The 13,474-nt window shown below is 55.9% G+C and carries 10 protein-coding genes; 9 read left to right on the forward strand and 1 reads right to left on the reverse strand.

Annotated features, from left to right (window positions below):
• Positions 1 to 146: 146 nt before the first annotated feature.
• Positions 147 to 896: a molybdopterin-synthase adenylyltransferase MoeB gene (locus tag MIH19_RS04790; protein WP_249007788.1), complete on the forward strand. Its 750-nt coding sequence runs from the start codon at positions 147 to 149 to the stop codon at positions 894 to 896.
• Between the two features lie 98 nt (positions 897 to 994).
• Here MIH19_RS04790 and phrB read toward each other — a convergent pair whose 3' ends face one another.
• Positions 995 to 2,461 (reverse strand): deoxyribodipyrimidine photo-lyase, encoded by a 1,467-nt coding sequence (gene phrB, locus MIH19_RS04795; protein WP_249007789.1) that lies wholly within the window; start codon positions 2,459 to 2,461, stop codon positions 995 to 997.
• Positions 2,462 to 2,627: 166 nt separating this feature from the next.
• On the opposite strand from phrB, the gene MIH19_RS04800 reads away from it, so the two are divergent.
• From MIH19_RS04800 to MIH19_RS04835, 8 genes are all read left to right on the forward strand, one after another.
• The gene (locus tag MIH19_RS04800; protein WP_249007790.1) at positions 2,628 to 3,494 is read left to right on the forward strand and encodes a hypothetical protein; all 867 of its coding nucleotides are present in this window, start codon (positions 2,628 to 2,630) and stop codon (positions 3,492 to 3,494) included.
• 120 nt (positions 3,495 to 3,614) lie between these two features.
• Positions 3,615 to 4,502, forward strand: a complete 888-nt coding sequence (locus MIH19_RS04805; protein WP_249007791.1) for a mechanosensitive ion channel family protein — start codon at positions 3,615 to 3,617, stop codon at positions 4,500 to 4,502.
• Positions 4,483 to 5,025 (forward strand): ATP-dependent zinc protease, encoded by a 543-nt coding sequence (locus MIH19_RS04810; RefSeq protein WP_249007792.1) that lies wholly within the window; start codon positions 4,483 to 4,485, stop codon positions 5,023 to 5,025. The genes MIH19_RS04805 and MIH19_RS04810 overlap by 20 nt, the downstream gene beginning before the upstream one ends.
• Entirely contained in the window at positions 5,022 to 5,927 is a 906-nt protein-coding gene (rimK, locus tag MIH19_RS04815) for a 30S ribosomal protein S6--L-glutamate ligase (RefSeq protein WP_007348862.1), read from the forward strand. The genes MIH19_RS04810 and rimK overlap by 4 nt, the downstream gene beginning before the upstream one ends.
• A gap of 3 nt (positions 5,928 to 5,930) precedes the next feature.
• Positions 5,931 to 6,998 (forward strand): succinylglutamate desuccinylase/aspartoacylase family protein, encoded by a 1,068-nt coding sequence (locus MIH19_RS04820; protein ID WP_249007793.1) that lies wholly within the window; start codon positions 5,931 to 5,933, stop codon positions 6,996 to 6,998.
• Positions 6,999 to 7,176: 178 nt separating this feature from the next.
• Positions 7,177 to 9,048: a DUF1302 domain-containing protein gene (locus MIH19_RS04825; RefSeq protein ID WP_249007794.1), complete on the forward strand. Its 1,872-nt coding sequence runs from the start codon at positions 7,177 to 7,179 to the stop codon at positions 9,046 to 9,048.
• Between the two features lie 33 nt (positions 9,049 to 9,081).
• The gene (locus tag MIH19_RS04830; RefSeq protein WP_249007795.1) at positions 9,082 to 10,443 is read left to right on the forward strand and encodes a DUF1329 domain-containing protein; all 1,362 of its coding nucleotides are present in this window, start codon (positions 9,082 to 9,084) and stop codon (positions 10,441 to 10,443) included.
• Between the two features lie 193 nt (positions 10,444 to 10,636).
• Positions 10,637 to 13,468, forward strand: a complete 2,832-nt coding sequence (locus MIH19_RS04835) for a LuxR C-terminal-related transcriptional regulator (RefSeq protein ID WP_249007796.1) — start codon at positions 10,637 to 10,639, stop codon at positions 13,466 to 13,468.
• The last annotated feature ends 6 nt before the right edge of the window (positions 13,469 to 13,474 follow it).

The following is a 13,474-nucleotide window of genomic DNA, read 5'->3' on the forward strand; positions in this document are numbered from 1 at the left end:
GACGGATTTTAAATCCGTCCCCGCTTTCCGTCCCCTCTTTCTCCCAAGACAGGGGGCAGATTTAAAATCTGTCCCCTGTATGCCCGGACATCCCACCCAAGGGGACAGATTTCAAATCTGTCCCTGATCTGTCAACGGAGCCCATCATGCTAACTGACGACGAGCTGTTACGTTACAGCCGCCAGATTCTAATGCCGAATTTTGACATTGCCGGCCAGCAGGCGCTGAAATCCGCGCGCGTATTAATAGTTGGCTCCGGCGGCCTGGGTTGCCCCGTGGCGCTTTATCTTGGCGCAGCCGGAGTAGGGCACCTGACCCTGGTAGACGACGACCATATTGAAGTAGCCAACTTGCAGCGCCAAATCGCCTTTGAAACTGCCCAGCTGGGTGAGTCCAAAGCCGAGCGGCTGGCCGATCGCATTCGCGGTATAAACCCATTAATAACGGTAGACGTGATTCGCCAGCGGCTGGAGGGCGAAGATTTTGACGCGCCCGTGACACAAGCAAGCCTGGTGCTGGATTGCTGTGACAACTTCAACACCCGCTTTGCCCTGAACCGAGCCTGCGTGAAAGCCGGCGTACCGCTGGTGTCTGGTGCGGCCATTCGTGGCGAAGGTCAGATCAGCGTGTACGACAGCCGTCAGCCACAATCCCCTTGCTACCACTGCCTGTATTCTGAACAAGGTAATGAAGACCTGACTTGCTCCGAAGCCGGTGTAATCGCCCCGCTGGTTGGCATGGTCGGCGCTGCCCAAGCGATGGAAGCGATAAAAGTTATCAGCGGCGTGGGCAAAACCCTGGTCGGCCGCCTGTTGATTGTTGACGCCTGGCGCATGGAATGGCGCGAAATGAAGCTGGCCAAAGATCCCGCTTGCCCGGTGTGCAGTAACAAATAGGGGACAGACTTCAAGTCTGTCCCCGGTTCTACAGTCTACCGCCGGGGACGGATTTCAAATCCGTCCCCACTTTCTTGTCCCCGGCCGCTCCCGGCCATTCAGTCCCTCAGCGCCTGAAACCGCGCTATCGCCTCTTTCCGGCTTTCTTTCAAATCCACAATCGGCCTGGGATACCCCCCAGGTATTACCCCGCCTTTACCGGGGTTATGAACCCGCTTGCTGTCCAGCTTCGCCAATTCTGGCACCCAGTGGCGGATAAACTCGCCGTCTGAGTCAAATCGCTCACCTTGAGTCATCGGGTTGAATACCCGGAAGTAGGGTGATGCATCGGTGCCGGTAGACGCGCTCCACTGCCAGCCACCGTTGTTCGACGCCAGATAGCCATCCGCTAGTTTTGACATGAAATAGGCCTCGCCCCTACGCCAGTCAATAAAAAGATTCTTGGTCAAAAACATCGCGGCCACCATCCGCAGCCGGTTGTGCATCCAGCCGGTGGCGTTAAGCTGGCGCATGGCGGCGTCTACCATCGGTATGCCTGTTCTACCATTTTTCCAAGCCTCAAAATGCTCGTCGGCCGTATTCCAGTGTAGAGCCTCGGTTTCGGGCTTGAACGCCCGGTGCATGCTCACCCGCGGGCAGTGGTAAAGAATGTGAATATAAAAGTCGCGCCAGGCCAGTTCGGTCACCCAGGTAAAAAAACCTTCCTCGGCGTTGGCCGCCTTGCCAAAAGAGCCGCCCATGGACTGTTTTAGTTGCCATGCTGCCTGCACACACTGGCGTCCAGACAGCGCGCCTATGGCCAGGTAAGGCGACAACTTGCTGGTGCCATCAATTGCAGGAAAGTCGCGGTCTTTTTTGTAATCACCCGCCCGCTCTTGCAAAAAATCCTGCAACGCATCGTGAGCGGCGTTTTCGCCCGTGGCTACCAGCGCCGGCGGCGCCTCGCCAAACAGCTTGTCTACTTCTTTTTTTAGAATCACGCTGCTGCTGTTTTTAACGTCGGCGCCTGTTATCGCTTCGCCCACTTTCTTCGGCACTGCTAACAAAGCCGGTTGCTGCTCTTCCTGCCAGCTGCGCCAGCGCCGGGAAAACGGCGTGAACACCGAATAGGGCTCGCTTTGCTGGGTCAGTACTTCGCCCACCGGCACGGCGGCCTGGTCACGGTACTTGCTGGCTTTAACGCCAAGCGCGTCCAGCCGCGGCTTCAGAGCCTTGTCGCGGCGGCGCTCGTTCACGCCGTATTCTTCGTTAAAATGAACCTGGCTAATCTTGTGCTCGCGGCAAAAAATTTCCAGCGCGCCCAGTGATTGCTCAAAGTCTGCGGCGCGCAAAAAACTCAGGGCAATGCCCAGTTTGGCCAGTTCCTGCGCCAGCGCATTGGCGTGGTCTAGCATCAGGCTCACCTTGGCCGCCGACCAGTCGTGGCTGAGCCACTGCTCCGTTGTGATTATAAAGCAGGCTGCAACCGGCTCGCCGGATGATTGCGCAGCGCTCTGGCAGGCGGCGGCCAGGGCCGGATTGTCGGCGGCTCTAAGGTCGTTACGGAACCAGACCAGCTGAGTCATGGTGTCTCCTGAGTATGGGTAAAAGGGGTTAAGCAGAGCGAACCATACGGGTAATTACACGCCGCACAGCCAGTAAAATCACGCGCTTATCTATTCGCTGCTATTGTGGTATTGGATTATAGTGAGTGCAACATGGCGACTAACAAAACAGGAAGATAACCGGCGTATGAAACAGCCCGCAGAGCGCTCTCTAAAGCACTCTCCACAGCAATCTCTAGCCGCTGACCAGCGCTGGAAATCCAGCAACGATGACGGCTTGTGGGCCAGCCCGTACACCCTGAAATCCGGCGAAACGCAGCACCACAGCCTGGGCCACTCGCAAATCTGGGTGACCTTGCTGGACATGGAATGGCAAATACGTTCCCAGCAGGAGGAACAGCAGCAGGTGCCTAAAGACTGGAAACTGGTGACCGGCCATTCACTGCCATCGTCAGACATTCCGGTGCAGCGTTTCATCCGTAACGGCGATGCTGAAATGGTGACCTATGTTCCCGCCATGGCGGACCGCCCAACGGTTATTCGGCCTTACCAACCACTCACCATAGCCGCCGATGGGCAGTGCGTTATCTATGTTGGCACCGCCCTGTGGATGAACGTGTGCATTGGCCCCAAACAGGTGTTGGTGGCAAGCATACCGCTGTCGGAGCCGTCGTTGACATGGGTCGGTAGCAACACCATGGAAGGCGAGCTGTGTTATTCCGCCCAAAGCTACGCCCGCCTGGCGTTAGACGCGGTGCCCAAACGCCCCTGGCGCGCTGTTACCCCCGTTAACATCCATAACCGGCGACCGCAGCCTTTGTTAGTAGAGCGCTTCAACCTGCCTACCCAGCTTCTATCGATTCACCGCAATCATCTTGGCCAGCTTTGGACGCCCGGGGTGAATGTGGAAGTAGACACCGACGTGACAGCCGCCAGTATGCGGGTAGACCCATCGCCCCCGCCGGCTGCCGGCCCCTGCGAGCCTCTGGGCCCGGCCCGGGAGCAAGTCAGCCGCGGGCGTTTTGTGCGCACTCTGGACCGGATATTTGGTTGACCTTTTATTTTGCTGACCTTCTATTTGGCATGATCTTTTATCTAATTGACCTTCTATTTGGTTAGCCTTCCATTTGAGTGGCATTTTATTTAGTTAGTTCAGACCAGGAGAAAACGTACCGTGTTAGAACAACTAAAACACATGGCTGCTAGCGTGATTGATGGCATTGCCTGGGGCCAATGGTTCAGTTCGCTGTTCCTGTTTGGTTTAGGCCTGCTATTGGCTACGTTTGCCGCCCGCAGTGTCGGGCGCTTTATGGCCAAACGTGCCTCGCGCCATCACACGGTGATGCTAAAGCGCCTGGTGTTTTATGTGATTGTGGTGATTTTCGCGGTGGCCGCCCTGCGTGAGGCGGGCTTTTCGCTGGATGTGGTGCTGGGGGCGGCCGGTATTTTAACCGTAGCCATCGGTTTTGCCTCGCAAACATCGGCCTCCAACATGATCAGCGGTTTGTTTTTGCTGGTGGAAAAGCCGTTTGAAATTGGCGACGTAATTGAGGCCGACGCCACCATTGGCGAGGTGGTCAGTATTGATATGCTGAGTGTAAAGCTGCGCACGCCAGACAACCTGTATGTACGCATTCCCAATGAAACCCTGATCAAAACCAAGGTGGTTAACCGTTTCCGCTTTCCCATTCGCCGGCTCGACCTGACGGTCGGCATTGCTTACGCTGAAGACGTAGAACGGGTAGAAAAACTGCTGTTGGCGCTGGCGGAAAAACACCCAACCTGCCTGAAAGAGCCCAACCCATTTGTGTTGGTGACCGGGTTTGGCCAGTCGTCGGTAGACGTTCAGTTTTCATTCTGGGTACCTAGAGAAAAACTGGCGGCCAGTCGCAGCAGTATGATGATTGCGGTTAAAAAAATGCTCGACCGGGAAAAAATTGAAATCCCGTTTCCCCATACCAGCATTTACGCCGGTAGCCACTCAGAACCTTTCCGTGTGCAGCTGATGGCGCCGCAAAATTTGCCAGACAAGGAACAGCCAGATGTCCACAAAGACAGCTGAAGACATAACAACAAATAAAGGCTCCACAACATCTGAAGGCTTAACACCAGCTAAAGGCTCCAAAACAGCCGAACAATCTACAGCAGTGCGCCTGGGTTGGCGCGAGTGGGTGGCTCTCCCCGATTTGGGCATTAGCCTGATTAAAGCCAAGGTAGACACCGGTGCGCGTACATCGTGCCTGCATACCTTCCGCACCGAGCCCTACACTGAAAACGGCGAGCGCCGGGTGAAGTTCTGGGTGCACCCAACACAGAATGACCTGCAAGAGGTGATTGAGTGCGACGCGCGGGTGCTGGATGAACGCAACGTGTCCGACTCCGGCGGCCACAAAGAATTGCGGCTGGTGGTTGAAGCCACCCTAGTGGTGGGCGACCAAAGCTGGCCCATAGAAATGACACTGACCAATCGGGACTCCATGCGTTTTCGTATGTTGATTGGCCGTACCGCCATGGCGGGCCGGGCCACCGTTTTCCCGGAAGCATCTTATCTGGCCGGGCAACCGGCATTGAGGAACGAATCATGAAAATTGCCGTGCTATCCCGTAACCGCAAATTGTATTCCACCCGCCGGCTGGTGGAGGAAGGAGTCAACCGTGGCCACGAGGTGCGGGTAATTGACTGCCTGCACTGCTCCATGAATATCACCTCGGCAAATCCGGCGATTCATTATCACCAACAAGTGCTGGAAGATTTTGACGTGGTTATTCCGCGTATCGGTGCGTCAGTCACCTTTTACGGCACCGCGGTATTGCGTCAGTTTGAAATGATGGGCACGTTTCCGGTTAACGAATCAGTCGCCATTACCCGCTCCCGCGACAAACTACGCTCGCTGCAGTTGTTAGCCCGCAAAGGCGTTGGCATGCCAGTCACAGGTTTCGCCAACAAGCCCGATAGCGTTCCTGATCTGTTGAAAATGGTGGGCGGCGCCCCGGTGGTTATCAAGCTGCTACAAGGCACCCAGGGCATTGGCGTAGTGCTGGCGGAAACACGCACCGCTGCGGAAAGCGTTATTGAAGCGTTTATGGGCCTGAAAGCCGACATACTGGTGCAGGAATTCATCAAGGAAGCCGGCGGCGCCGACATTCGATGCTTTGTAATAGGCGACAAAGTCATCGCCGCCATGAAGCGCCAGGGTGCTGACGGCGAATTCCGTTCCAATTTACACCGCGGCGGCACCGCCTCGCTGATTCGTATTACGCCGGAAGAACGCCGCACCGCCATTACCGCGGCCAAGGCCATGGGCCTGAACGTGGCCGGTGTAGATCTTCTGCGTTCGTCCCGCGGGCCGCTGGTGATGGAAGTAAACTCCTCGCCAGGGCTTGAGGGCATTGAAAATGCCACAGGCAAAAACGTCGCCGGTTTGATCATGAGTTGGATTGAAAAAAATCAGGCCCCCAGCCGCACAAAAACCCGAGGCAGAGGATAACCGATGGCACGAGCTCCCTTTGAAATCGCCGGCATTCAGGTTCAACCGGGCACCCGTAAAACCATAGAAGTTCAGGTGGCCAAACTGTACACCCACACTCCGCTGCACATTCCGGTGGAAATCGTCCACGGCCGCCGTGACGGCCCGGTGCTGATGGTGTGTGGCGCCATTCACGGCGATGAAATCAACGGCGTGGAAATTGTGCGCCGGGTACTCACCAACACTGCGCTGCGCACATTGCGCGGTACCTTAGTAGCCGTGCCCATTGTTAACATCTTCGGCTTTGTGCAGCGCACCCGCTACCTGCCAGATCGCCGTGACTTAAACCGCTGTTTTCCCGGCAGCGAAAGCGGGTCTCTGGGCGGGCGTATTGCGTATCTGCTACGCACCCAGATTATGGAACATGTTACCCACATTATTGACCTGCACACCGGCGCCATACATCGCTTTAACCTGCCACAAATTCGCGCCGAACTGAAAACCCCTGAAACCGCCCGCATGGCGGAAGCTTTCGCTGCGCCAGTGATTATAGACGCCGGCCTGCGCGAGGGCAGCCTGCGCGCCTACGCCGATTCACAAAATATTCCAGTGATTACCTATGAGGGCGGCGAAGCCCTGCGCTTTGACGAAGTGGTCATCGCCAGCGGTGTTAAAGGCGTGATGCGGGTAATGCGGGAACTGGAAATGACGCCCGCTAAAAAGAGCGTAAAACCGCCGCGCAAACGCTCCGAAATTGCGGCCAGCTCCCAGTGGGTAAGAGCCGATATAGACGGCATAATGCGCCCGGTGGCCAAGCTTGGACAAAAGATTATTAAAGGTCAGAAACTGGCTATGGTTGCTGATCCTTTTGGAGCCTCGGAAACCGCCATCATTTCCCCCTGTTCCGGAATTGTGATTTGTGTGAATAACCTGCCGCTGGTGAACGAAGGCGAGGCGATTTATCACATTGCCCGTTTTGACGAGCTCGGCGAAGCCGAAAAAGCCATGGACTATTTCCGCGACAGCATGGAATCGGAAGTCAGCGAAGCGGTATTGCCGGTTCACCCCTGGGATGAACTGCAAAAACAGTAATGTCGCGGACTGCTGGCGGGTTGACTATAGTCAGATCAGGCAAACCCACGCCTAACCAGTGGGGATGAAAGTGAAAATCATACTTTTGACTGATAAGAACAGGAGAGGGCGTTGGTATAGTGTGATTCTGGTAGTTCTATCACAGCAAGAACACAATAATAAATGGAGTAGTCTCCCAATGATAAAAAACCAACACGCGCCGCGTATCTGGAAACGACTGCCGCTGGCGATTGCCATCGCGGCCGGCTTTTCCAGTTATGCCTCAGCTTATTCTTTTGATTCCGAGAAACTGGGCGGTGTAGAAGCTCAGTTCAATACCACACTCACAGCCGGCGCTACTTGGCGTACCGAGAGCCGTGACAAGGGTTTGGTAGGGCAGGGCAACGGCGGAACAGCTTCTTCGACCAACTACGACAACGGCAACCTGAACTTTGACAAGGGCGATACGGTTTCCAAACTTGTCAAAGGCAACAGCGAACTTTTCCTCAGTTACGATATAGGCAGCAGTGTGCTCACCCGCGTAGGTGCGCTGGTACGTGGCCGCTACTGGTACGATTTTGAACTGAAAGACGAAAACCGTCAGCATGTGCCACTAAGCTCGGATGGCAGAGACAACGCCTCCGGCGGTGAAATTCTAGACGCGTACGTGTTTACGGACTGGTATCTGGGCAACGTGCCGGTCAGCGCGCGCTACGGCAATCAGGTGGTCAGTTGGGGTGAGAGCACCTTTATTCCAGGTGGTATCAACACCATCAACCCTATTGATGTAAACGCTTTCCGTGCGCCAGGTGCCGAATTGAAAGATGCTCTGCTACCGGTAGAAATGTTCTACATTTCTGCGGGTATCACCGAAAACGTCACTATTGAAGGTTTTGTTCAGACCGACTGGGAGAAAACTCGTATTGATGACTGTGGCACCTTCTTCTCCACGGTGGATTTTGTGGCGGATGGTTGTGGGCCGATCAATCCGGTTGGCAGTCTCAGCGATGCCCAGAGTGCACAATTCGCCAGGGCCGGAGTTGTCATTCCCCGATTGGCGGATCGCGAACCGGATACTAAAGATCAGTTTGGCGTGGCATTGCGCTGGTATGTGCCAGCCCTGAACGATTCTGAAATTGGCCTTTATTACATCAAGTACAACAGCCGATTGCCGTATATTAGCGGTGTTGTTAACAGCAGTCCTGGCGGAAGTGGTAGCAGTCCGTCGTCACCAAACTTCCCTGATTTTCCTGATTACTTTATTGAGTATCCGGAAAATATTGACCTGTTTGGCATTAGTATCAACACGACCATACCGGGTGGCTGGTCGTTAGGCGCCGAGTACAGCTTCCGCAAAGACCTGCCTCTACAGTGGAATGCCTTTGAGCTAATCACTGCTGGTCTGCAAACTGGAACCAGCCTGCTGGAGCAGCGTCGCCGCGAGGAACTGGGGTTGGTTGGTGGCTCGATCGACGGGCTTGTCGCTTCTGGTAACGACCGTTACGACGTGTCCCAGGCCCAATTTACTTTGATTAAATTCTTTGACCAGGTCATGGGCGCCAGCCGCTTGTCGCTGATTGGCGAAGCCGGTGCCAACTGGGTCCACGACCTGCCAGGGTTTGACGAAGGCCGCTTCGGGCGCTCAGGCACTTACGGTATCGGTCCCACCTTAGTGGATACACCCTTTGGCCAGCTAGACCTGTGCGGTTCGGATGCAGTCCTTATAGGGCGTACGCCGTTGAACTCCAACACTGCCTACTGCGAAAACGAAGGCTTCACGACTGACTTCTCTTGGGGCTACCGCACCCGCCTGGTATGGGACTACCTGAACGCATTCTCTGGCGTGAACCTATACCCGCGCTTGGCCTGGAGCCACGATGTGAAAGGCTACGCCCCGCAACCTGGTGGCGCGTTTAACGAAGGTAACAAGTCTGTTGGCTTTGGCTTAGAGGCGGTGTATCAGAACAAGATCAGTGCTGATGTCAGCTACACCAACTACTTCGGCGGCAAACCTTATAACGAATTCAGAGACCGCGACTTCATCAGCGCGAGCGTTTCCTACTCGTTCTAATCCGGCTCTTATTCGTTTAGCGAGGTAATATTTATGAAATTGAACAAGAAATTACTGGCCACCGGAATTCTTGCGGCATCGATGTTCAGCATGAACGCCTTTGCCGCGGTGTCAGGCAGCGAGGCCGCCAAGCTGGGCGATACGCTGACCCTGATGGGCGCAGAGCAAGCTGGCAACGGCGGCGCTATTCCAGCCTTTGAGGGTGGCTTGACGACCCCACCGGCCGGCTACAAAAACGATGGCATCTACGTGAACCCGTTCCCGTCAGATGTGCCAGAATTCACCATCGACCGAAGCAACGTAGACCAGTACCGCGATAATTTGTCACCGGGCCAGGTGGCGATGATCGAAAAGTACGACGACTTCGTGATACCGGTGTACCAAACCCGCCGCACCATGGCGTACCCGCAAGCGGTGCAGGACCAAACCCGCGCCAATGCCACCACGGTGGCATTGAAGGAAGGGGGTTCCGGGCTGGAAAATTATCAGGCTGGCACGCCTTTCCCGATGCCACAAAGTGGCCTGGAAGTTTACTGGAACCACATTACCCGTTACCGCGGCGGCTCGGTGCTGCGTAACATTGGCCAGGTAACACCCACAGAAAGCGGCGATTTCAGCGTAGTGCGGTTTCAGGAAGAGTTGACTTACCGCACATTCCTGGAAGACGCTAATCAGAACCCCGATCCCAACGTGCTGTTTTACTTCAAACAGGCCATTGTGGGCCCGGCTCGGCTGGCAGGTAATGTGCTGCTGGTGCACGAAACCATCGACCAGATCGCCGAACCCCGCCGTGCGTGGATTTACAACGCTGGCCAGCGTCGTGTTCGCCGGGCGCCTCAGGTAGCGTATGACGGCCCGGGCACCGCGGCCGACGGCATGCGTACCTCAGATAACCTGGACATGATGAACGGCGCCCCAGACCGCTACAACTGGGAGCTGGTGGGCAAAAAAGAAATGTACATTCCGTACAACTCTTACAAGCTGCTCGATCGTGACCTCAAGTACACCGATATCGTGCGGCCTGGCCATATCAACCAGGACCTGGCCCGTTATGAACTGCACCGGGTATGGCATGTGCGCGCTACTTTGAAGGAAGGCGAACGCCACATCTATGCCAAGCGCGACATCTACATTGACGAAGATTCCTGGCAGGCAGCGGTGATTGATCAGTACGACGGCCGCGGTGAGTTGTGGCGGGTGTCAGAAGCCCACGCTCTGCAGTTCTACGATCGCGATGTGCCCTGGTATGCCATTGAAACCATCTCTGATGTGCTTTCTGGCCGCTATCTGGTGTTGGGCCTGACGAACGAAGAAGCCAACCCGTACGAGTTTGGTATTCAACGGCAGTCCCGAGACTACACTCCGGCCGCGCTACGCAGGTCTGGTGTGCGCTAGTTCTTAAGACAGTAGATTGTAAAAAGTACTTTTTAAATCGAAAGTACTATTTTGAATAGAAAGTGCTTCTTTGAATAGAAAGCGCTTTTTTGAATCGAAAGTATCTGGAAATGAAATGGCGGGCCTTGGTGCCCGCCATTTTTATGCTAATCTGCGCTGTACCTTAATCGCGGTAGCTAAGCCGTCGATTATAATGCCACTTTTGGAATTTGCCGGTCAGCGCAGGGCTTTTGTTCGCCAAGCGCCGGTATCGACGGGGCAGTGCGTGAAACAAGTTGAACAGGGTAAGGCAGCAAACGACGAATTCCAGACCGCTAACAGCGCGCTTCAGCGTGGCGAGCGGGTACGTGAGCTCCTGCAGCAGCGGGTAAAACTGCCATTTGATGAAAAACATCTGCAAGGTTTGCTGGTTCGGCCGGAGTTAAATCAGGCGCTGATGGCCAACGTGGTGTCCGCCGGATTGCTGAACATTCACGGCCCTTGCGGCTATGGCAAATCGGCCGCCGCTACGCAGGCGTTGTTGGCGTCTGATTTCTCCCCCGCGCATATTCGCTGGTTAACCCTGAACGCTCAAGATAACGCCCCCGAGCGTTTTTTAATGCTTCTAGCGGTAGCGCTGAATCAGCCTGAACCTGCACACAGCGGAGCATTTGCCGATGGTTTGCAGTGGTTGCTGGCGGCCATAGAACAGCCCGACTCGGCCAAGCTTCTGCCTCAAGTGCTGGTGCTAGACAATCTGGATGCAATCAGCAACCCGGCGACCTTGGCATTGTTGCAACAACTGGTGGATAACCTGCCAACGCAATTGCGCCTGCTGGGAATATCCCGCGGCCCGCTAGCCATCAGTACCCATTCCCTGGAGCTGCAAAACCGTTTTACCAGCTTCGGCCCGGATAGACTCGAATTCAGTCGCAGCGAAGTGTTTGAGTTTTTCGCCAGCGAACTGCAGAAACAGCAATTGACCACCGTTTCGGTAGACAATCTTTACAGTCTCACCGAAGGCTGGCCAACCCCCCTGGGTCTGTACCGCGGTGAGCTGCGCAGTGGCCGCGAGCGCAAAGCCCTGCAAGACACCGCAAGTGTTCAGCGATTTCTGGCGGATGCCGTATTGGGCCATTACACAAACGCGCAGCTGTTGGCGTTACGGGCGCTGGCCGAGCTTGACGTGTTTTCCGACGAGTTATTCACTGCGCTGGCGGATACCACGACTGAATTAGCCTCAGCACCTTCACAAACACTGCCCTCGCAGATAACGCCTACACCGATAGCACTCGCACAAATAGTACCCTCCCAGGCGGTAGAGCGGGGCTTGCCGGCAAAACTGATGGCCGGCCGCGGCCGCTGGTATCGGCTGAACCCTTTGCTGCTGGATTGGTTGCAAACTCCGGTACTGAGCGGCAGCGCTCAGCGCATGTTGCGGGTGAGTGAGTGGTTCGCCCAGCGTCGGCAGTACTCCGAAGGTTTGAAATACGCTCTGTTGTCTGCAGACGTGGCGCAGATTCGGCGCATGGCAGCGGAAGGCTCCGAAGCTTTGCTGCTGGGGCAAGACACCGCATCGCTATTACGCCTGCGGCGTAGCTTGCCGGCAACGGTGCTGGCCGGCAATCCGCGGCTGCGGTTGGTTTTTGGCTGGGTACACGCCATTGGCGGGCAATGCCGCCAGGCAACCGAGCTGGTTGAACATTTAGGCGAGGCGGAAAAACACGATATTCCCCTCGGGCGGATTCAGGCCTTACAGGCCTTTATTGCTCGCGGCCAAGGCCAGGTAGAGCCAGCCCTGATGCTGGCCGAAGCTGCCCTGGAAGATTCTGAATTATCGGTTCAGGGCCAGCTGGTTACCCAACTGGTGCGCTCCAGCGCTTTGTGTGCATTGGGCTGTTTCGCCGATGCCCGCGAGGCCAGCCGCGAAGCCGCGCGCTTGGCGCGACAGGCTGGTGATACCGGCTCGGAAGCCTTGGCGGTTTACGCCCATGCCCGCATTGAATTGAGCAAAGGCGAATTGCGCCATACCGAACACCTACTGCGCAGCAGCCTGGACACGGCCATGCAAGAGTTGGCGCGGCCGGCGCGGGTAGGGGAAATTCGGCTACAGCTGAATCTTGCTCTGGTGTTATGGCATCAAGGTAGATATCAGGATGTAGACCGGGTGTTGGCCGTGTGCACACGGCAAGCCGAACAAACCCGAGATTTGGGCCTATTAATGGCCATGTGTCTACGGGTCTTTATTTGCCGCAGCCAGAGCCACTTTGACGAAGCCTTTGCCTGGATTGCCCGCGCCGAACGTACTATGCAGTCATGGCAGGTAGACGGTGAACTCTACGTGCCGGTATTGGAAGCATTAAAGGCATCGTGCTGGCTGGCCCAGCGCGAGACCGACAGAGCGGCCCTGGCGATGGCCAAAATATTGCCTTATCGCCAGGCTGGCTATTCACCGGAACTCTTCCCCACCATGCCGGGGCTGATGGATTGCCTGCAAGTGCGCATTGCCATGGCCCGCGGGGAATATGGCGCTGCCAGAACCCGGCTGAATGGCCTGCGTGCCGGCTATCGCGATGCTATTCCCATGGGCGTAGACATGCACATGAACCTGCTAGACGCCGCGCTGCTTGCCCTGGAAAAAAGCCCGGCTCAAGCCGTCAAACGCCTGGTCAGTATTGTTGAGTTGGCGGCCAAAGAGCATTTCATTAGCCCGTTTAACGAGCTGAAACAAGAGATTGAGCCACTGCTGCGACAAACGTTTGAGCAGCTTTCAACCGGTGTTTTTACTGATGCCCTGGCAAAGCTGTTCGGCATCAAGGCTGCGATAAGCATGATTGTGCCTCTGGCCGAGCCCATCAGCGAACGGGAAAAAGGCGTGCTGGAGTGTATTGCCCGCGGCCTGTCAAATCAGGAAGTCGCAGACAAACTGCACATTTCACTGCACACCGTCAAAACCCACGCCCGCCGAATAAACGCCAAGCTGGGTGTGAAATCCCGAACCCAGGCCATTGTCCGGGCCCGCGAACTGGGCGTACTCGAGACCTGAAACCCC

Source organism: Marinobacter sp. M1C (genome assembly GCF_023314135.1).
Taxonomy (GTDB): Bacteria; Pseudomonadota; Gammaproteobacteria; order Pseudomonadales; family Oleiphilaceae; genus Marinobacter.